Raw genomic sequence first — 19417 nt, forward strand, 5'->3', positions numbered from 1 at the left:
CAGCTCTACAGGCAGGCGGGAAGGTCCAAGAGGCCGACGTGGCCCGCGCGAAGTGGTCGAGATCTTGAACACCTACGGCCCCCGGTGATTCGGAACGAGGCCGCAGGCCACTACAGTCCCAGGAATGCCGGAGATGGTGCAGCCCCAGGTCAAGTTGATCGCGTGGACCCAGTTCGCGGCCCCGGACGATGTGCCGTGGTCGACCGACGCCGAGGGTGGTCAGGCGCTCGCCGAGTTCGCCGGCCGGGCCTGCTACCAGTCCTGGAAGAAGCCGAACCCGGCCACCGCCACGAACGCCGGCTACCTGGCGCACATCCTCGAGGTCGGGCACCTGTCGGTGCTGGAGCACGGGTCGGTCACCTTCTACTTCACCGGGGTGTCGCGTTCCTTCACCCACGAGCTGATCCGGCACCGGCACTTCTCGTACTCCCAGCTGTCGCAGCGGTACGTTCCCGAGCGCGACGCGGCCATGGTCGAGCCGGCGGTCATCGCCGACGACCCGGAGCTGCACAAGAAGTTCACCGAGGCCGCCGAGGCGAGCGTCCGGGCGTACACCGAGTTGTTGGAGGGCCTGGAACAGCGCTTCTCCGACGAGCCGAACCCGACGCTGCGCCGCAAGCAGGCTCGGCAGGCGGCTCGGGCGGTGCTGCCCAACGCCACCGAGACGCGGATCGTGGTCACCGGCAACTACCGGGCGTGGCGGCACTTCGTCGCGATGCGGGCCACCGAGCACGCCGACGTGGAGATCCGTGAGCTGGCCGTCGAGTGCCTGCGCCAGCTGCAGGGTGTCGCGCCCAACGTGTTCGCCGACTTCGTGATCTCGACGCTGCCGGACGGCACCGAGGTGGCGGCCAGCCCGCACGAGGCGTCCTGAGCCCTTCCCCGGCGGGCTCCGGCTGGTCGTCCGCTAGGTTGGAGGGTATGACGCACGACCACCTCGATGCCGCGGCCCGACCGGCGTCCCGCCCCTTCGGCCGGCTGATCACAGCCATGGTGACCCCGTTCACCCCCGACGGTTCCCTCGACCTCGACGGCGTCGCCAAAGTGGCGAGCTACCTGGTCGACGAGCAGGGCAACGACGCGCTGGTGGTCAACGGCACCACCGGCGAGTCGCCGACCACCACCGACACGGAGAAGGAGCAGCTGATCCGGGCCGTGGTGGAGGCCGTCGGTGACCGCGCGAAGGTGGTCGCGGGCGTCGGCACCAACGACACCCGGCACACCATCGAGCTGGCCGCAGCCGCCGAGAAGGCGGGTGCGCACGGCCTGCTGGTGGTCACCCCGTACTACAACAAGCCGCCGCAGGCGGGGTTGGTCCGGCACTTCACGGCCGTCGCCGACGCCACCGGCCTGCCGGTGATGCTGTACGACATCCCGCACCGCTCCGGTGTGCCGATCGAGACCGAGACGCTGGTCCGGCTCGCCGAGCACGGCAGGATCGTCGCGGTCAAGGACGCCAAGGGCGACCTGACCGCCACCAGCTGGGTGACCAGCCGGAGCGCCCTCGCCTTCTACAGTGGCGAGGATGCCCTCACCCTGCCGGCGCTGGCCGTCGGTTCGGTGGGCGTGGTCGGCACCTCCACGCACTTCACCGGGGCGCTGACCGCACAACTGATCGATGCGTACGACGCGGGGGACATGCCGACCGCGCTGGCGCTGCACCGGCGGCTGCTGCCGCTGTTCACCGGCATCTTCCGCACCCAGGGCACGATCCTGGTGAAGGCGGGCCTGGCAGCGCTGGACCTGCCGGCCGGCCCGGTGCGACCCCCGCTGGTGGACGCCACCGACGACGAGATCGCCCAGCTGCGCGCGGACTTCGCGGCAGCGGGCCTGGAGCTGCCCGAATGACCAAACGACACGACGGACGCCGAGTGACGGCGTCGCAGATTGAGGTGGACGCGTGACCGAGGCGCACATCGAGGCGGAGCTACCCCCGCCACTGCCGGAAGGCGGCCTGCGGATCATTCCGCTCGGCGGGCTCGGCGCCATCGGTCGGAACATGACCGTCTTCGAGTACGACGGCAAGTTGCTGATCGTCGACTGCGGGGTCCTGTTCCCCGACGTCGAGCAGCCGGGTGTGGACCTGATCCTGCCGGACTTCGGCCCGATCCTGGACCGGCTGGCCGACGTCCAGGCGATCGTGCTGACGCACGGGCACGAGGACCACATCGGCGCGGTGCCCTACCTGCTCGCCCACAAGCCCGACATCCCGCTGGTCGGCTCCCAGTTCACCCTCGCCCTGGTCGAGGCGAAGCTCGCCGAGCGGCGGATCCAGCCGTACACGCTGACCGTGCGGGAGGGGGGCCGCGAGCGACTCGGCCCGTTCGAGTGTGAGTTCTTCGCCGTCAACCACTCGATCCCGGACGCCCTCGCCGTGGCCATCCGCACCCCCGCCGGCCTGGTGCTGCACACCGGCGACTTCAAGATGGACCAGCTTCCGTTGGACGGCCGGATCACCGACCTGGCCGGCTTCGCCCGGCTGGGTGCGGAGGGTGTGGACCTGCTGCTGTCCGACTCCACCAACGCGGAGATCCCCGGCTTCGTCACCCCGGAGCGGGAGATCGGGCCGGTGCTCGACTCGATCTTCGCGAAGGCGAAGGGCCGGATCATCGTGGCCTCGTTCGCCTCGCACGTGCACCGGGTTCAGCAGGTCTTCGACTCCGCCGTCGAGCACGGCCGCAAGGTCGCGCTGATCGGCCGGTCCATGGTCCGCAACATGGGCATCGCCCGGGACCTCGGCCTGCTCAACATCCCGGCCGGCCTGGTCATCGGGATCGAGGAGGCGACCACCCTGCCTCCGGACCAGATCGTGCTGATGTCCACCGGTTCGCAGGGTGAGCCGATGAGTGCCCTGGGCCGGATGGCCAGCGGCGACCACCGGCACATCACCATCGCCCCCGGCGACACCGTCGTGCTGGCGTCCTCGCTGGTGCCCGGCAACGAGACCTCGGTCTACCGGGTGATCAACCGGCTGGCCCGGGCCGGTGCGGTGGTCGTGCACAAGGACGTGGCGAAGGTGCACGTCTCCGGGCACGCCCCCGCCGGGGAGCTGCTCTACCTGCTCAACGTCGTCCGACCGAGCAACCTGATGCCCGTCCACGGCGAATGGCGTCACCTGCGGGCCCACGCCCGGCTCGGAATCGAGTCCGGGGTCGCCGCCGACCGCGTGGTGATCTGCGAGGACGGCGACGTGGTCGACCTCGTCGAGGGCCGCGCCAGCCTGGTCGGGCACGTGAAGAGCCGGTACGTCTACGTCGACGGCCTCGCCGTCGGCGACGTCAGCGAGTCACTGCTCACCGAACGGCGGATCCTCGGTGACGGCGGCTTCATCGCCACCACAGTTGTCGTCGACTCCGTCACCGGCAAGGTCGTCGCCGGTCCGACGCTCTCCGCGAAGGGCTTCTCCGAGGACCCGGAGGCGTTCAACCCGGTGATCCCGCTGGTCACCGAAGCCCTCAACCGGGCCGCGGCGGACGGCATCACCGACCCGCACCAGCTTCAGCAGATCGTCCGGCGGACGGTGGGCCGGTGGGTCAACGACGCGTACCGTCGTCGCCCGATGATCGTGCCGACAGTGGTCGAGGTCTGAGCAACGTATGACGACGCCGGTCCACCTCCGACGGGTGGGCCGGCGTCGGCGCGTCCGGAGACGTCAGGGGAGCGCGGCGACCGCCTCGGCATAGGCGACGCCGGTGGCGACGGCGGCGTCCACCAGCACCGTGAGCTGCGCCGGAGCGACCCCGTGGGTGAGGTCGGTGGCCACGTCACCGGCCAGCACCAACTCCGCACCGAGGTCGTGCGCGTACGCCTTGGGCAGCAGCCGGTCGTGGTTCCACGCGTTGCAGAAGGCGTACGCCTCGGCGCGGCGGGTCGCCGGCAGCCGCCGAGCGGCCATGGACCGGGCGTGCAGCACCTCGCCACGTTCACCGGCCCGCCGGAACTGGATCACCACGGAACCCCAGCGGCCGACCACGGTGTCGCCCGACTCCACCAGGTACTGGTCGCCGCGCTCGTCCAGCACCTCAGTGATCATGTCGAGGGTCAGCGCCATCAGCTCGTCGGGCCGGGTCTCCTCGGCGGACCCGCCGGCGTCCGGCTCGTCGTACCCGCTCGGCTCGTCGTCGGGGGGCAGCGGGACCGGTGCCGCGAGCGGGCGCTCGGCGAGCCAGGCGGCCATCCGACCGGAGTGGTGGCCGGTGCCGTTGCGGGCGTCGAAGCTGCCGGCCAGGTCACCGGCCACCCCGACCAGCAGGGCGCCGAGAGTGGACACGTCCGGCTCGGTGGCGGGTCGTTCGCCGTACGCCGGGCGGGGCACGGTCCGTCCGCCCAGACCGGCCTCCTCGGCCAGCGCGCAGACCAGTGCGCCGGCGGCGGCGAACTCCATCGCGGCGAGGTCGTCGGTGGGCCGGTCCAATCGGGGCAGCTGCTCGGTCAGGATGGTCAGCCCGCGTTCCAGGTGCCCGCCGAGCGCACAGAACCGCAGGTGCGCGGCGAGGTGGGGGAACGCGGCACGTTCGCGCCGATGCCGGCGGTACGCCCGCACGTGTGCCGCCGCGGCCCGCTCCGGCTCGCCCCCGCGCAGCGCGGGTAGCAGAACGGCGACCAGGTCCCGTTCGGGTTGGTCGGTGCAGGCCGCCGGGTCACCGTCGGAATCGCGTAGCTCGTCGAGCGCGGCCCGCCACTCGCCCCAGCCGGTCAGCAGCTCGGCGCGTCGGGCGGAGGCGCAGCCCGGGCAGCCGCCGGACGGACCGGGCCGTTTGCCGGACCACCGCTCGTACCAGTGGCGGGCGGTGGGCTCGTCGCCCAGGTGGTCGGCGATCCGGCAGTGCAGCTCCGCGACGGTGGGCGTGTCCGGACCGTCCACACCGACCCGGTGGGCCAGGTCGTGCAGCAGGGACCGGGTCTGGTCCAACCCGACCCGGGGCGTGCCGAGCAGCGCCTCGACCGCGTACCGCTGGTAGCGCAGCAACAGCCCGGTCTCGACGTCGGTGAGCAGCCCGGGCCGGTGGTCGGCGGCGGCCCGACACCGTCGGACCGGCTCGACCAGGCGCCACCGTTCTCCGTCGAGCAGGTACGCCTCGATCAGCGCGAACCGGGCGTCCACACCGGAACGGACGTCCCCGGCGGCGTCGGCCCGCTCGGCGAGCCGTTCCAGGGCCACCTGCCGGGGTGGACCGTCGGGCAGGTCCCGGGCGTCGGCGAGCGCGGCCTCCAACGCCGGTAGGCGGCCCGGCGCGGGGCGGTCGTCCGCACCGGTGGGCGGTGTGCCGGGGCGGTGGCCGGTGAACTCGTCCCGCCCGGTCACGACGGCACCGCACCGGGCAGTCGGCGGACCGCCACGGCGAGCTGGCAGCCGGTGGTGATGCCACAGTCGAGCAGTCGGTCGAGCTGGTGCGGGGTCACCCCGCGTTCCAGGTCGGTGATCACCTCGCCGTAGACGCGGGCCCGACCGTCGTCGTCGACGTGGGTGAACGCCTTGGGCCAGAGCCGGTCGTGGTTCCACGAGTTGCAGAAGGCGTACAGGGCGGGCACCTGCTCGATCCCGAACGTGGTGGTGACCATGGTGCGGACCTGGAGCAGCTCCCCGTCGTCGCCGAGCAGGAGGAACCAGATCAGGTTGTCGTCGAAGCGGCCCACCAGTTCGCCGTCCACGCTCAGGCCGACGGACCGGCCCCGGGCGGCGAGCACCGCGGCGACCAGTTCACCGCTCAGTGGACGCAGCGCACCGGGGTGCCCGGCCAGCGGATCGTCCGGATCGCTCGCGATTTCCGGCGACGCCATGAGGGCATCCCTTCTGAGTCGGATATCACGACCGGCGGTGGGGCCCGTGTTGCGACGCGCGGACACGACCCGGAAAAGCGGGGATCTGCCCGGCCACACCGTTACCGTGACTCTATGGCGGGCCGTACCTCTCAGGCGAGCCGGCGACGCGGCGCGTCGCCGCGCGGTGGCACCAACAGTCGTGCCCGTCAACCGGCCAAGAAGACCCGGGCGCCGGTCCGGCGTCGCACCACGCCGGCCCGGCCCGGCCCGGCCGTCTACGTGGGCCGCGCGGTCGGCGCACTGTGGATGGGTCTCGCACACGGCATGGGTTGGGCGGTGCGGGCCGCCGGTCGACAGGCCGCCTCGGCCCGTGACCTCGACCCGGAGCACCGTCGCGACGGCGCCGGGCTGCTGTTGTTCGGTCTCGCCCTGCTCTCCGCCGTGGCGCTCTGGTTCTCCGGTGCCGGCCCGGTGGGCGCACGACTGGCCGACACGATCCGACTGTTCCTGGGCGCGATCTCGGTGGTCGTGCCGGTGCTGCTGATGATCGGCGCGTGGCGGCTGATGCGTCAGCCGGCCGACCCGGAGCATCGGGGTCGCGGGCTGATCGGGTGGGGTTCGCTACTGGTGTCGACCGCCGCGCTGCTCCAGATCGGTCAGGACCCGGTGGACACCGTGCAGCGGGACTACGCCGGAGGCCTGGTCGGCGCTGGTGTGGGCGGGATGCTGGAACGCGCGGTCACCGCCTGGGTCGCCGTACCTCTGCTGGTCCTGCTGTTGCTCTTCGGCCTGCTCGTGGTCACCGCGACGCCGATCAACAAGATCCCGGAGCGGCTGGGTCTGCTCGCCGGAGGGCTGGTCGCCGCCCCGGAGGCGGCCGAGGAGGCCGACGAGGAGGCGACGCGGCCCGCGCGCAGGCGGCCGGCGAAGCGGATGCCCCCGCCGATCGACCCGGACGACTTCGAGGACCTGGACGGCGCGGACCTCCAGGAGACCATGGTGCTGCCGCGCAAGTCGCCGGCGAAGGTGCCGGCGAGCCGAAAGCCGCCGGTCGAGCCGCCGGAGCACTCGCCCGCGCCGACCCGCGCCGAGCAGCTCGCGTTGACCGGGCTGGCCGGGGACTACACCCTGCCGCCGGCCAACATGCTCAGCAGCGGCGCGGCGCCCAAGACCCGCAGCAAGGCCAACGACGAGGTGATCGCCGCCCTGACCGGCGTGTTCGACCAGTTCGACGTGGACGCCGCCGTCACCGGCTTCACCCGGGGCCCGACCGTCACCCGCTACGAGGTGGAGTTGGGTCACGGCGTCAAGGTCGAACGCATCACGCAGCTGTCCCGCAACATCGCGTACGCGGTGAAGTCGCCGGACGTGCGGATCCTCAGCCCGATCCCGGGCAAGAGCGCGGTCGGCGTGGAGATCCCGAACACCGACCCGGAGAACGTCGCCCTCGGTGACGTGCTGCGTTCGCGTGCGGCGACCAGCGACCACCACCCGATGGTGGTGGCGCTCGGCAAGGACATCGAGGGTGGCTACGTGGTGGCCAACCTCGCCAAGATGCCGCACATCCTCATCGCCGGCGCCACCGGCGCGGGCAAGTCGAGCTGCCTCAACACACTGCTGGTGTCGATCCTCACCCGGGCCACCCCGGACGAGGTGCGGCTGCTGCTGATCGACCCGAAGCGGGTCGAGATGACCGGCTACGAGGGGATCCCGCACCTGGTCACCCCGATCGTGACCAACGCGAAGAAGGCAGCCGACTCGCTGGACTGGGTGGTCCGCGAGATGGACATGCGCTACGACGACCTCGCCGCCAACGGGGTCCGGCACATCGACGACTTCAACCGGAAGGTCCGCAACGGCGAGATCAAGGCCCCGCCGGGCAGCGAACGGGAGATGCGCCCGTACCCGTACCTGTTGGTGATCGTGGACGAGCTGGCCGACCTGATGATGGTGGCCCCCCGTGACGTGGAGGACTCGGTCGTCCGGATCACCCAGCTGGCCCGGGCCGCCGGCATCCACCTGGTCCTGGCCACCCAGCGTCCCTCGGTCGACGTGGTGACCGGTCTGATCAAGGCGAACGTGCCGTCCCGGTTGGCGTTCGCCACCTCCTCGCTCGCGGACTCGCGGGTCATCCTCGACCAGCCGGGCGCGGAGAAGCTGCTCGGCCGTGGTGACGGGCTCTTCCTGCCGATGGGGGCGTCGAAGCCGGTCCGCATCCAGGGTGCCTGGGTCACCGAGCGCGAGATCACCGACGTGGTGAAGTTCTGTAAGGACCAGCGCGAGCCGGAGTTCCGCAAGGACGTGCTGGCGCCGGCACAGGACAACAAGAAGAAGATCGACGAGGACATCGGCGACGACCTCGACCTGCTGGTGCAGGCGGTGGAGCTGGTGGTCACCTCACAGTTCGGCTCGACCTCGATGCTCCAGCGCAAGCTGCGGGTCGGTTTCGCGAAGGCCGGCCGCCTGATGGACCTGATGGAGACCCGCGGCGTGGTCGGGCCGTCCGAGGGGTCGAAGGCACGCGACGTGCTGGTCAAGCCGGACGAGCTGGACGAGGTCCTGGTCGGTCTCCGCGGCGACGGGGACTGACACCGGTCGACCCTGGACACGCGACGGGCCCGCCGGTATCCGGCGGGCCCGTGTCGAAGAAGTTGTGTCAGTTGCTGATCAGGGCACCGATGATCACCAGGCTGATGATCGCGGCGACGACGCTGGCCGCGGCGGCGTACCAGCCCAGGGGCTTGTCGCCGAGCACCGCGCCGACGACGCCCGCGATGACGCCGAGCACGCCGAAGATGATCGGGTTGAGCAGCAGCGCGAGGACGGCGAAGACGAAGCCCACGATGGTGAGGATGCGGGCGGCGTTGCTGCGGGGGCGGGCGGTGCTCGGCATGTCGGTCATGTCGTCCTCCAAATGAGAGCCTGTCGTGACGGATCGATCACTACCCACTGTGGGTGGCCGCCACTCCTGCCGACGAATGCCTCAGTGGAAGATCTTCAACCCGATCACGCCCGCGACCACCAGCACGAGGCAGAGGATCCGGGGCAGGCTCGCCGACTCGCCGAGCGCCAGCATCCCGATCAGGGCGGTGCCGACCGCACCGATGCCGACCCAGACCGCGTAGCCGGTGCCGACCGGGATCTCCCGGAGCGCGTACGCCAGCCCGGCCATGCTCAGGACCAGGGTCACCACGAAGATCGCGGACGGGACCAACCGGCTGAGGCCGGCGCTGCGGTCCAGGGCGATCGCCCAGGCCGTCTCCAGCAGTCCCGAGATCACGAGTACGAGCCAGGCCATCGTTCACCTCACGGTAGGCACCCGGGGCTGCCGCGCCGGGACGAGTCGAGTCTTCATCTCACGCGGGGCGTCTTGGCCTGACCGGGTACGCCCACCACTCGTCCGGAGCGGCCACGAGCATCCGGGGCCACCGCTGCCGACGCTAGCACCGGCGTCCGGGGGCGGGGTGGTGACGATCACCACCACGTGTTGACCTGTACCTGACTTCAACTTGCAGGATGGCAATCATGACCCTGCTCTACGCCGATCCTGAGGTCGCCGCCGCGCTGGACGCCGCCACCACGGTCGACGCCATGCGCGCCGCCCTCCTGGCCGCGTACGAGGGACGTCTGATCGCCCCGCCCCGGACCGCCGCCCCGCTGGGCGGTGGGCGGATGGTGCTCACCGCCGGGCACCTGGTCGGCGAGTGGTACGGCTTCCGCTCGTACGACACCTTCGGCCACCCGGAGGGGGAGCAGCTGGTGGTGCTGCACGACGGCCGAACCGGGGCGGTCCGGGCGGTGGCGGTGGGCGAGGAGCTGGGTTCCCGTCGTACCGGTGGATTGGGGGGTGTCGCGATCGACGCGCTGGCCCGCCCGGACGCGGCCAGCCTCGGGGTGATCGGCTCCGGCCGGCAGGCCTGGACGCAGGTGTGGGCCGCCGCCGCGGTCCGCCCGTTGCGGGAGGTCGTCGTGCACAGCCGCTCCGCCGCCCGGAGGGACGCCTTCGCCGCCCGGGTCCGCGCCGAGCTGGGTGTGCCGGCCCGCGCGGTGACCACCCCGGGATCGGCAGTGGCCGGGCGGGACGTGGTGGTGCTCGCGACCACCAGCCCGACCCCGGTGCTCCGCGCCGCCGACCTCAGCCCCGGCACGCACGTCAACGCTGTCGGCTTCAAGCAGCTCGACCGCAGCGAGTTCGGCACCGACCTGCTCGACGTCGCGGACCTGCTGGTCACCGACTCGCCGACCCAGGCGGCGGACTACCAGCCGCCGATGCTCGCGGCCACACCCCCGTACGCGGGGCGGTTGGTCGACCTGGGTGGCGTCCTGGCCGCCGCGGTCCCGGGTCGGACCACCGCGGACCAGGTCTCGGTCTTCTGCTGCACCGGCCTGGCCGGGACCGAGGTCTTCCTGCTCGACGCGCTGACCCGGGTGGGCGCCGCAGCACGCTGACCGGCCGACCGGCAGACCTGCCCAGTGACTCAGCACACCGAGGTGGGTTGAGGCCCGGCCGCCCGCGTGCGTGGGCCGCCCCGACTGGCCCGGTACCCTCGGATGGTGTCTGCCACCGCTCCTTCGCCTTCCGACAACGCCGAGGGCCGCCGCGTCGCCCTGCTGACCCTCGGCTGTGCCCGTAACGAGGTCGACTCGGAGGAGCTGGCCGCCCGGCTGCACGCCGACGGCTGGCAGGTGAGCACCGACGGCGAGGGCGCCGACGTGGTGGTCGTCAACACCTGCGGTTTCGTGGAGAAGGCCAAGCAGGATTCCATCCAGACCCTGCTCGCCGCCGCCGGCACCGGTGCCAAGGTCGTCGCGGCCGGCTGCATGGCCGAGCGGTACGGCCGGGAGCTCGCGGACAGCCTGCCCGAGGCCCAGGCGGTGTTGAGCTTCGACGACTACCCGGACATCGCCGCCCGGCTGAACGCCGTCGTCGCCGGTGAGCAGGTCACCGCACACACCCCCCGGGACCGGCGTGAGCTGCTGCCGTTGACCCCGGTGAAGCGGCGCGACAGCGCGGTGTCCCTGCCCGGGCACGGCACCGTCACCCGCACCGCTGTCGACACCGACGAGCACACCCCGGCGCACCTGCGGCAGGTGCTGCGCCGCCGGCTGGACACCGGCCCGGTGGCCTCGCTGAAGCTCGCCAGCGGCTGCGACCGGCGGTGCGCCTTCTGCGCCATCCCGGCCTTCCGTGGGGCGTTCGTGTCGCGTACGCCGGACGAGCTGCTCGCCGAGGCGGAGTGGCTTGCCAAGACCGGCGTACGCGAGCTGGTGCTGGTCAGCGAGAACTCCACCTCGTACGGCAAGGACTTGGGTGACCCCCGCGCCCTGGAGAAGCTGCTGCCGCAGCTCGCCGCGGTGAGTGGCATCGTCCGGGTGCGGGCGAGTTACCTCCAGCCGGCCGAGACCCGCCCCGGGCTGGTCGAGGCGATCGCCAACACCCCGGGTGTGGCCGCGTACTTCGACCTGTCGTTCCAGCACTCCAGCGAGCCAGTGCTGCGCCGGATGCGGCGTTTCGGCTCCACCGACCGGTTCCTGGAGCTGTTGGCGGGTGCGCGTGCGCTGGCCCCGGACGCGGGTGCCCGGAGCAACTTCATCGTCGGCTTTCCCGGCGAGACCCGCGCCGACGTCGACGAGCTGGTGCGGTTCCTGACCGAGGCCCGGCTCGACGCGATCGGCATGTTCGACTACAGCGACGAGGACGGCACCGAAGCCGCCGGGCTGCCCGGCAAGGTCTCCGCCGCGACGATCAAGCGCCGGTACGACCGGCTCAGCGCGCTCGCCGACGAGCTGTGCTCGCAGCGGGCCGAGGACCGGCTCGGCTCGACCGTGGAGGTGCTCGTCGACTCGATCACGGACGGCGTGGTGGAGGGACGGGCGGCGCACCAGGCGCCGGAGGTCGACGGCTCGACCACCCTGGTCGCGCCGGCTGACGGCGGGGTCGACCTGGCCGCGCTGCGTCCTGGTGATCTGGTGCGCGCAACGGTGACCGGCACCGAAGGGGTGGACCTGCTCGCCGTGCCGGATGAGATGATCTCGGCGGCGCCCGGCGCGGCACGGTGACGGCGGGCCCGAGCGGAGCGGGGGAGCCACGTGGTGCGGTGCCGGGAACGCCGCGGCAGCCCGAGCGGAGTGCCGCGGTGACCGGGGCGACGGAGTCGACGCCCGGCCCGGCGGTGGCGGCCGTGGTGCCCGTCCTCAACGCGGCCAACGCGCTGACCGCCCTACGGCTGGTTCTCGTGCCGGTCTTCGCCGCGTCGGTGATCGTGTCCGGGATGACCCACGCGGGCTGGCGGATGGCGGCCTGCCTGATCTTCGCGGTGGCCTCGGCGACGGACCTGGTGGACGGCTGGATCGCCCGCCGCTTCGGGCTGGTCACCTCCGTCGGCAAGGTGGCCGACCCGATCGCCGACAAGGCGCTCACCGGAGCGGCCCTGGTGCTGCTCTCCTGGTACGACCAACTGCCCTGGTGGGTGACCGCCGTGATCCTGGTCCGCGAGTTGGGCATCACCGGGCTGCGGTTCTGGGTGATCCGGCACGGCGTTATCGCCGCCAGCCGCGGCGGCAAGGTCAAGACGGCGCTCCAGATCCTCGCCATCGCGTGGTACCTCTGGCCGATGCCGGCCGCCCTCGCCGCCGTCGGCCCGTGGATCATGGGCGCTGCCGTCCTGGTCACGGTCGCCACCGGTTTCGACTACATAGCCCAGGCGCTTCGCCTCCGTCGCCCCCGCTGACCCCACCCGTTGCTCTCCGGGCTGGCGTGTCGGCAGGTCAACCTCATGATCTACGCGTTCGGGCCGGCAGGGTTGGGGATCGGTCGGTGGGGAAGGATTGGTGCGTGGGAACGGACGGGTCGACGCAGCGGGACGCTGGTTTCGGACGCCACGAGGTCGGTGTCTCGGACGACGCGGTGGCGGGCAGTGCGGCGGCGGCGGTGGTGCACCGGCTGGCGCAGCGACACGAGACCCTGGCCACCGTCGAGTCGCTCACCGGCGGTCTGCTGGCGGCCTCGATCGTGGACGTCGCCGGGGTGAGCGCGATCTACCGGGGTGGGCTCGTGGTCTACGCCACCGACCTGAAGGACAGCCTGGCCGGCGTACCCGCCGACCTGCTGTCCGAGCGGGGACCGGTGGACCCCGACGTGGCGGCGGCGCTGGCCGAGGGCGGGCGCGAGCGCTGCGGCGCGGACTGGGGGGTCGCCACCACCGGCGTCGCCGGCCCGGAACCCCAGGACGGCAAACCCGTCGGCCTGGTCTACGTGGCGGTCGCCGGGGCGAACGGCGCGGAGGTCCGTCAACTCGACCTCGACGGCGGCCGGGACCACGTCCGCACGAGGGCGGTGATCGAGGCCCTCCGGCTGCTCGCCGAGCGGATCTACGACGCCGACGCCCAGGCGGCGATCCCCGGCGCACCAGCCGCCAACCCCGACACCCCAGAAGTCGTACCCCCGGCGGAAACCTCGCCCACCCCGGACGGGACCACCCGGGGCAGGGCGGGAACGGCCGGTGCCGGCCACCGGTGACCCCCGCGCCGACGAACCGACGGGCGGGGCGGGATGTCGCCCGGGCTCGCAACGGGTACGGTTGCGGGAAGGCTCCGACGTTCGGGGTCGGCGCGGTCCCACCGCGACCGGCTGCCAGCGGCGAGCGCGAGGTATCCCTCAGGGGGAGGTGCGATGATCCTGCTACGCCGGGTGATCGGTGACGCACTACGAGCGCGCCGTCAGGGGCAGCAGCGCACGCTGCGTGAGGTCTCCACCGCCGCCAACGTCAGCCTCGGCTACCTCTCCGAGATCGAGCGGGGGCACAAGGAGCCGTCCAGCGAGCTGCTCGCCGCGATCTGCGACGCCCTCGGCGCCCGCCTGTCCGAGCTGCTGCGCGAGGTGAGCGACACGGTGGCGCTCGCCGAGCAGATGCCGGGTGTGCTCGTCTCGATGCAGGAGGAGCCGGCCGACGGCGCCGCTGCCGCCAAGAGCACCAGCCGGGGCGTCCGCCAGGTCACCTCCGATGGCAAGGTCGCCGTGTCGGTCCGCCAGGATTCGCCGCTCAAGGCCACGCTGCGCAGCGCGCGCGTACGCCCGACGGAGCGCGACCGGGACGTGGTCTGCGCGGCCTGACCCCATCCTTCCGGTTTGGCCGTGGGCGGGTTGGCCCCGGCCGCGTAGGGTGGCCGGCAGGAGCTGCCGGTGCAGTCGACCAACGGTAAGGGTGCCTTCGTTGGCGTTCGACTGGGACGATGGAGACCGGCCGGTCGTGGTCGGCCTGTCCGACCCGACCGTGGTGGAGCGACGCGACTGAGGGGATACCGCGGAGATGGCGAACCCGTTCGTCAAGGGTTGGAACTATCTGATGGCGCTCTTCGGTGCCAAGATCGACGAGCACGCCGACCCCAAGGTGCAGATCCAGCAGGCCATCGAGGATGCCCAGCGGCAGCACCAGGCGCTGGTCCAGCAGGCCGCCGCCGTGATCGGCAACCAGCGTCAGCTGGAGATGAAGCTCTCCCGGCAGATGTCCGAGGTCGAGCGGCTGCAGGGCAACGCCCGACAGGCCCTGGTGCTGTCCGACCAGGCCCGGGCCAAGGGTGACGAGGCCGAGGCGACGCGGTTCGAGCAGTCGGCGCAGACCCTGGCCACCCAGCTGGTCTCCGCTGAACAGGCCACCGAGGACCTGAAGACCCTGCACGACCAGGCGCTGGGTGCCGCAGCCCAGGCCCGCCGGGCGGTCGAGAACAACTCCATGATCCTCCAGCAGAAGCTCGCCGAGCGCACCAAGCTGCTCAGCCAGCTGGAGCAGGCCAAGATGCAGGAGTCGGTGGCCCGTTCGCTGGAGTCGATGTCGTCGCTGACCGCGCCCACCAACACCCCGTCGCTGGACGAGGTGCGCGACCGCATCGAGCGGCGCTACGCCAACGCGATGGGTCGCGCCGAGCTGGCCGGCAACTCCGTCGAAGGCCGGATGTTGGAGATTCAGAAGGCCACCATCGACTCGGCGGGTTCCGCGAGACTGGAGCAGATCCGGTCCAGCATGGCGGGGGAGCAGCTCGGCGGCGCGTCGCAGCGACAGGCCGTGCCGCAGGCCGAGAAGGCCGGCCCGGTCAACGATCCGGCGGCCGCCGCCCGGTTGGACGAGCTGCGCGCCAGCATGGCTCGCGAGCGGGGCACCGGCGACCCAACCGCCGCCGGCTGAACGAGCGGACCGAGGGGGTCAGGGTGGCAGACGAGCGGGCGCGATACTTCCGGAGGCTGGGTCGGCTGCGCCGGTCCGCCCGACGATGGAGTGTGCTGGCCGGTGGGCTCGGCGGTGCCGCCGCGGTGCTGACCCCGTACGCCGGCCTCGGTCTGCCCGACGCGGCCTGGGCCGGCGCCGCGGGCAGTGCGGTGGCGCTCGCCGCCTGGCGTTGGATCGACGTGCGTGCCCTGGCCGCCCAGCCGGCACCCCCCGCGCTCGACCCGGCCGAGGCCGCGGCCCGGTCGCGGGCCCGGTTGGTCGCCGCCGTCGAGCGGCTGCCGGTCGGCCCTGGTGTGCTGGCCGAGGTTCGCCGGGTCCGCTCCCGGATCGCCCTACGCGGCACCAGCGCGGGCGAGCAGTGGGCCCGCCTGGACCGAGCGGCCCTCACCCTGGCCGGGATGGCTCCCCGGCTCACCGGGCTGGCCGAGCCCGCGGTGCAGGAGGCCGCCGCCGCTGACGGTTCATTGCGCGACCTGGCGTCGCGGGTGGCCAGTGTCGAACGGGCGCTGCGGCTGGCCCCGGCCGACGCGCGGGCACCGCTGGCCGAGGCGCACGCCGTGCTGACCGCCCAACTGGAGGGCGGGGTCGCCGCCTACGAACGGTTGGTGGTCGCCGCCGCCGGTTACCTGGCCGAGGATGCCCGCCCGGAGACCGCCCACCCGGCCGCCGACCGGCTCACCGAGGCGACCGACCTGCTGCACGGTGTTGCCGGGGCGCTCGCCGAGCTGCGCGCCGTCGGCACACCTCTGCGCGCGCCCACCCGCTGAGCCGGGCCGCGCCGGCCGGTCACGGTGGGGTCGTGACCACCACCGGGCCGGTGTACGGCGAGCTGCCCACGACGTTGAACGACCGGATCCGGTAGTGGTACGTCACGCCCCGGGCCAGCCCGGTGTTGGTGAAACCTCTACCGGTCACCGTGAAGGTGGCGACCTCCCGGTCGAACGCCGGGTCGAGGGCCCGCTGCACGATGAACCCGGCCCCCTGCCCGGTGGGTGTGCTCGCCGCCCAGGCCAGGATCACCGTCGCGGTGTCCGGGCCGGGCGCGTTGGCGGTGGCGCTCACCTCGGTGGGGGTGCCCGGCGCGGGCGGTGAGGTCACCGTGGCGACCGTCGACCAGGCCGAGGCGGCGCCCAGGTACGTGGTCCGCACCCGGTAGTAGTACGTGGTGTCCGGCGCGACGGTGACGTCCAGGTGGTTGTCGGCGACCCCGATGGCAGTGGTGCCGGGGCCGCTGGTGAACGTGGGGTTGGTGGCCCGCTGCACGTCGATGCCGGTGGCGAACGAGCGGTTCGACCAGCGCAGTGCCACCCGCAGCGGTGCGGCCGGCGGGAGCGCCGCGACCAGGCCGCTCGGCGCGGCCAGGTGCACGGAGGCCGGAACCCCGTTCGACCAGGACGAGTAGCCGACGGCGTTCTCCGCCCGGATCCGGTAGTGGTACGTGACGCCGGGGGTGACCGTCGCGTCGGTGTACCGGGTGGCGGTGGCCGCGACGGTGATCGTGGTGACCTCGCCGCCGAACGTCGCGTCGGTGGCCCGTTGCAGCAGGTGGCTGGTCGCCGGTGGACGTCCGCCGTTGCCGGTCCAGGCCAGGGCGATAGCGGGTAGCGCGGTGGCCGAGCCGGACACCGGCGTGGCGGTCAGCCCGGTCGGTGCCTTCGGCGCCACCCGCAGCACCAGTGGCCGGGTCATCCCCGCGTCGCGGTGGCCGGCGAGCTGGCTGTGCCAGCGGTACTCCCAGCCCAGGTTGACCAGTTGGTTGACCACCATGGCGGGTCGCCCGTCCGCCGGGCTGACCGGGGTCGACCCGGTACGGGCCCCGGCCGGGCGACAGTGGTCGAGCAGTCGGACGCTGTCGCCCAACTTGAACGGCAGCGCCGGGGCGACCGGACGCAACGCCACCACGACGTCCTCCCGGGGGTTGACCCGGACGGTGTCCTTCCAGCCCAGCTCGTTGCCGTGCGGTGGCCGCACCGTGCCGTCCCAGCCGACCCGGTTGACCACCTGCACGTCGCAGCCACCGAAGTGCAGCGGCTCGGTCTGCCGGACGTTGCCACTGATCCGCCAGAGTTGGGTGCCGTCGCCCGGCCCGCCCACCGGCACGGCGGCGTCGGTGGCGAAGAGCACCTCGGTGACCGGGTCGGTGGGGCCCAGCGGCAGCGTCGTCGGGTTGAGCGGCCCGGCGTGCGGGTGCCCGACGCCGAGCCGCCCGGCCAGCCGGCCGTGGTCCGGCTCGAACACCTGCTGGGCGGCCTTGACCGTGATCGGCAGTGTGACCGGGCCGGCGCTGCCCGTCGGGGTGAACGTCACGGTGCTGGCGTGCACCGGCACCGTCGTCGGCGACCCGGTACGCGTGCCGAACGCCGCGTCGTAGGCCGGCTGCGGCACGATCGGCGGGCGTTGGCTGGCCGCGTACGCCACTGGCAGCCGCTCGCGCAGCCGTTCCAGGTCGTACGGCTGCACCGGCTCCCCGCTCACCCGGAACTGGAGCAGGGTGCGGGTGTTCGGGCCGTACCCCGGTTCGGTGGGAGGCGGGCCACCCTCGGCGGTGCGGTCCGGCGCGTCGGTGTGCTGGTCGTAGCGGGGGTCGTAGCCGGGCAGCGGTGCCGGCGCGTCGTTGTACAGGATCAGGGTGCTGCCCGGCGGTACGGCGGAGAAGTCGACGAGTACGTCGGCCCGCTCGCCCGGGGCGAGCAGCAGGGTGTGCCCGTCGACGTTCAGCACTGTCGGGTCGAGCCGGTCGTAGCGGTAACCGATCGGTCGGTTCGGCAGCACCACCGGCGCGGGCAACAGCCCGGCCTCGTTGCCGATCTGGACGAACTCGGGCCCGGCCGCGCGGGGGTCGGGCACCCCGCCGTCGCGTCCGTCGGTCGGCCAGCCCGGCGGACGGTCCGCCGCCCGCACGGCGGGCACCATCGGGACCTCACCGGCGTCCTCGTCGGCGAGCGCGCCGTCGGCGGTCCACATCGCCCCGTCGGAGCGGGCCCGGTAGAGCTGGAGGTTCAGGTTGCGGTCCAGGCAGGCGTTGAGGATCCGGAACCGGTACGCGCGCGGTCGGACCTCCAGGTACGGGTAGGCGACGCCGTTGACGAGAGGGGTGTCGCCGTACGCCTCGGGGACCGCGGACGGGTGCGGCAGGTCGGGGCTCAGCGGTGGTTCGTCCGGCGCGTCGACCGGGTCGTGGTGGGGGTTCGGGGGCCAGCCGTCGGTGTGGACGCTGTCCGGTGTGGGGTTGTGCGACCAGGGGCCGTAGTCCCACCGGCCGGTCGGGTTGCGTCCGCCGGACCGGTACGGGTTCTGCCGGGGCTGGTACACGTGTGGGTGCCAGAGGCTGCCCCGGGCGCCCCAGCGTTCCCGGTCCCAGGTCGGGTCCTCGGCGGCGAGTTGGGTGTCGTCCGGTACGAACGTCTTGTCCTCGATCACGAGGGGGAGCTGGTCGGCCGGGAGTACCCCGTCGGCGACGAGCTGGTCCTCGGCCGGGTCGGTGAGCAGGTAGAGGGCGAGCTGCCCACCGTAGACGGTGAGCCGGGCCAGACCGGCGGTGTTGTCGTGCCACCACAGCAGCCGGCCGCTCTGGTCGTTCGGGTAGTACAGCGTGGTGGCACCCGCGCCCGGCGCCGGCATGTCCGGCACGTGGGTCACACCCACCCCGGTCGGGTACGGGGTGATCTCCCCGGCCGGGGTGATCCACTGCCCGGGGTTGCCGGCGCTGGTCCAGCCGGTCTGCGCCCCGGCCAGGTGCAGCACCGCCCGGTTCTGCGGGTACGGCGCCGGTCCGTCCAGCGGGCCGAGACCGGCGCCGGCGATGGTGTCGTCCACTGGCAGGAACAGCTCGCCGGCCCGGCCGGTGGGGAGCTGGTTGATGAACTTCACCCGGACCGGTCGGCCCCGGCGGGCGAGGATCATCGGGCCGAGGTGCCACGGCCGGTCGGGGGGCGCCACCGTGTTGTGGCCCGTCGGATCGGTGCCCAGGTTCAGCTGCCGGTAGCCGCGCAGCCGGGTGGCCGGCAGGTCCCGGTGCAGCCGCTGCGCGTACTCCTGTAGGCCGATCTCGTAGTAGTCGCAGCCCGGGTAGCTGATCGTGTCCGGCGCTGCCACCGGCAGGTGGCTGCCGAGGTCGGTGCGGCAGTGCCGGCCCGGAGCGGGCAACGGGTCGACGAACTTGCGCAGCCCGGTGCCGGGCACCACCCGCCCGTCGGGATCACGCCTCGGGCGGGGGCTGTGGGCGAAGTTGGGCACCGGGCCGAAGCATCGCGGCACCACGGCCGGGTCCAGGCTCGGGGCCGGAGCGCTCTCCTCGGCGGTACGCGCGGCTGGCACGGACGCCGTCCGTCCGCTGGCGGTGTCGCCCGTGTCGCGGGTCGGCCGCTCGAAGAAGGTGGAGCGGAGTCTGCGGAACATCGCCATGACTCTCCCCGGGGTCGGGGCACGAC

General features: G+C 72.8%; 15 protein-coding genes, 1 pseudogene and 1 riboswitch. Of the genes and pseudogenes, 11 read left to right on the forward strand and 5 right to left on the reverse strand.

Annotation, left to right across the window (positions count from 1 at the left end; translation table 11 throughout):
• Positions 1-133 precede the first annotated feature (133 nt).
• From thyX to O7631_RS12635, 3 genes are read left to right on the forward strand one after another with little or no spacing between them, the layout of a single operon-like run.
• Positions 134-874 carry an FAD-dependent thymidylate synthase gene (gene thyX / locus O7631_RS12625; protein WP_145785820.1) on the forward strand — a complete coding sequence of 247 codons (741 nt, stop codon included), beginning with the start codon at positions 134-136 and terminating at the stop codon, positions 872-874.
• A gap of 47 nt (positions 875-921) precedes the next feature.
• Entirely contained in the window at positions 922-1848 is a 927-nt protein-coding gene (gene dapA / locus O7631_RS12630; protein WP_278144402.1) for a 4-hydroxy-tetrahydrodipicolinate synthase, read from the forward strand.
• Between the two features lie 52 nt (positions 1849-1900).
• A complete protein-coding gene (locus O7631_RS12635; RefSeq protein WP_269680555.1) occupies positions 1901-3589 on the forward strand; it encodes a ribonuclease J in 1689 nt (562 codons plus the stop codon).
• A 63-nt stretch (positions 3590-3652) separates the two neighbouring features.
• Here O7631_RS12635 and O7631_RS12640 read toward each other — a convergent pair whose 3' ends face one another.
• Both O7631_RS12640 and O7631_RS12645 read right to left on the reverse strand, forming a co-directional pair.
• Positions 3653-5215 (reverse strand): YbjN domain-containing protein, encoded by a 1563-nt coding sequence (locus O7631_RS12640; protein ID WP_278147920.1) that lies wholly within the window; start codon positions 5213-5215, stop codon positions 3653-3655.
• Positions 5216-5301: 86 nt separating this feature from the next.
• Positions 5302-5781 carry a YbjN domain-containing protein gene (locus O7631_RS12645; protein ID WP_269680553.1) on the reverse strand — a complete coding sequence of 160 codons (480 nt, stop codon included), beginning with the start codon at positions 5779-5781 and terminating at the stop codon, positions 5302-5304.
• A 114-nt stretch (positions 5782-5895) separates the two neighbouring features.
• On the opposite strand from O7631_RS12645, the gene O7631_RS12650 reads away from it, so the two are divergent.
• The gene (locus tag O7631_RS12650) at positions 5896-8352 is read left to right on the forward strand and encodes a DNA translocase FtsK (RefSeq protein ID WP_278144403.1); all 2457 of its coding nucleotides are present in this window, start codon (positions 5896-5898) and stop codon (positions 8350-8352) included.
• Positions 8353-8419: 67 nt separating this feature from the next.
• On the opposite strand, the gene O7631_RS12655 is transcribed toward O7631_RS12650, so the two are convergent.
• Together O7631_RS12655 and O7631_RS12660 are read right to left on the reverse strand one after the other, a co-directional pair.
• The gene (locus tag O7631_RS12655; RefSeq protein ID WP_269680551.1) at positions 8420-8665 is read right to left on the reverse strand and encodes a hypothetical protein; all 246 of its coding nucleotides are present in this window, start codon (positions 8663-8665) and stop codon (positions 8420-8422) included.
• 81 nt (positions 8666-8746) lie between these two features.
• Entirely contained in the window at positions 8747-9061 is a 315-nt protein-coding gene (locus O7631_RS12660) for an SMR family transporter (protein WP_278144404.1), read from the reverse strand.
• 61 nt (positions 9062-9122) lie between these two features.
• Positions 9123-9195: riboswitch (guanidine-III (ykkC-III) riboswitch) on the reverse strand.
• Positions 9196-9288: 93 nt separating this feature from the next.
• Here O7631_RS12660 and O7631_RS12665 point away from each other — a divergent pair.
• From O7631_RS12665 to O7631_RS12695, 7 genes and pseudogenes are all read left to right on the forward strand, one after another.
• Positions 9289-10212, forward strand: a complete 924-nt coding sequence (locus tag O7631_RS12665) for an ornithine cyclodeaminase family protein (protein ID WP_278147921.1) — start codon at positions 9289-9291, stop codon at positions 10210-10212.
• 102 nt (positions 10213-10314) lie between these two features.
• Complete coding sequence (gene rimO / locus O7631_RS12670) at positions 10315-11823, forward strand: 30S ribosomal protein S12 methylthiotransferase RimO (RefSeq protein WP_145784980.1); 1509 nt, start codon at positions 10315-10317, stop codon at positions 11821-11823.
• A gap of 77 nt (positions 11824-11900) precedes the next feature.
• Positions 11901-12494, forward strand: a complete 594-nt coding sequence (gene pgsA, locus O7631_RS12675) for a CDP-diacylglycerol--glycerol-3-phosphate 3-phosphatidyltransferase (protein WP_269680549.1) — start codon at positions 11901-11903, stop codon at positions 12492-12494.
• A gap of 176 nt (positions 12495-12670) precedes the next feature.
• Positions 12671-13135: pseudogene (locus O7631_RS12680) on the forward strand (CinA family protein); the annotation flags it as partial.
• A gap of 300 nt (positions 13136-13435) precedes the next feature.
• Positions 13436-13876 (forward strand): helix-turn-helix transcriptional regulator, encoded by a 441-nt coding sequence (locus O7631_RS12685; RefSeq protein ID WP_088990938.1) that lies wholly within the window; start codon positions 13436-13438, stop codon positions 13874-13876.
• A gap of 196 nt (positions 13877-14072) precedes the next feature.
• Positions 14073-14945: a PspA/IM30 family protein gene (locus O7631_RS12690; protein WP_278144405.1), complete on the forward strand. Its 873-nt coding sequence runs from the start codon at positions 14073-14075 to the stop codon at positions 14943-14945.
• 23 nt (positions 14946-14968) lie between these two features.
• A complete protein-coding gene (locus O7631_RS12695; protein ID WP_269680547.1) occupies positions 14969-15754 on the forward strand; it encodes a hypothetical protein in 786 nt (261 codons plus the stop codon).
• A gap of 19 nt (positions 15755-15773) precedes the next feature.
• On the opposite strand, the gene O7631_RS12700 is transcribed toward O7631_RS12695, so the two are convergent.
• Positions 15774-19391 carry a hypothetical protein gene (locus O7631_RS12700; RefSeq protein WP_278144406.1) on the reverse strand — a complete coding sequence of 1206 codons (3618 nt, stop codon included), beginning with the start codon at positions 19389-19391 and terminating at the stop codon, positions 15774-15776.
• Between the last annotated feature and the right edge of the window lie 26 nt (positions 19392-19417).

Origin of the sequence: Micromonospora sp. WMMD967, from assembly GCF_029626165.1 — a bacterium.
GTDB classification, from domain to species: domain Bacteria; phylum Actinomycetota; class Actinomycetes; order Mycobacteriales; family Micromonosporaceae; genus Micromonospora; species Micromonospora taraxaci.

Coding starts and splice junctions, on each gene's coding strand:
- thyX (WP_145785820.1), top strand. CDS start 134: ATGGTGCAGCCCCAGGTCAAGTTGATCGCGTGGACCCAGTTCGCGGCC.
- dapA (WP_278144402.1), top strand. CDS start 922: ATGACGCACGACCACCTCGATGCCGCGGCCCGACCGGCGTCCCGCCCC.
- O7631_RS12645 (WP_269680553.1), bottom strand. CDS start 5,781: ATGGCGTCGCCGGAAATCGCGAGCGATCCGGACGATCCGCTGGCCGGG.
- O7631_RS12650 (WP_278144403.1), top strand. CDS start 5,896: ATGGCGGGCCGTACCTCTCAGGCGAGCCGGCGACGCGGCGCGTCGCCG.
- O7631_RS12655 (WP_269680551.1), bottom strand. CDS start 8,665: ATGACCGACATGCCGAGCACCGCCCGCCCCCGCAGCAACGCCGCCCGC.
- O7631_RS12660 (WP_278144404.1), bottom strand. CDS start 9,061: ATGGCCTGGCTCGTACTCGTGATCTCGGGACTGCTGGAGACGGCCTGG.
- O7631_RS12665 (WP_278147921.1), top strand. CDS start 9,289: ATGACCCTGCTCTACGCCGATCCTGAGGTCGCCGCCGCGCTGGACGCC.
- rimO (WP_145784980.1), top strand. CDS start 10,315: ATGGTGTCTGCCACCGCTCCTTCGCCTTCCGACAACGCCGAGGGCCGC.
- O7631_RS12685 (WP_088990938.1), top strand. CDS start 13,436: ATGATCCTGCTACGCCGGGTGATCGGTGACGCACTACGAGCGCGCCGT.
- O7631_RS12690 (WP_278144405.1), top strand. CDS start 14,073: ATGGCGAACCCGTTCGTCAAGGGTTGGAACTATCTGATGGCGCTCTTC.
- O7631_RS12700 (WP_278144406.1), bottom strand. CDS start 19,391: ATGGCGATGTTCCGCAGACTCCGCTCCACCTTCTTCGAGCGGCCGACC.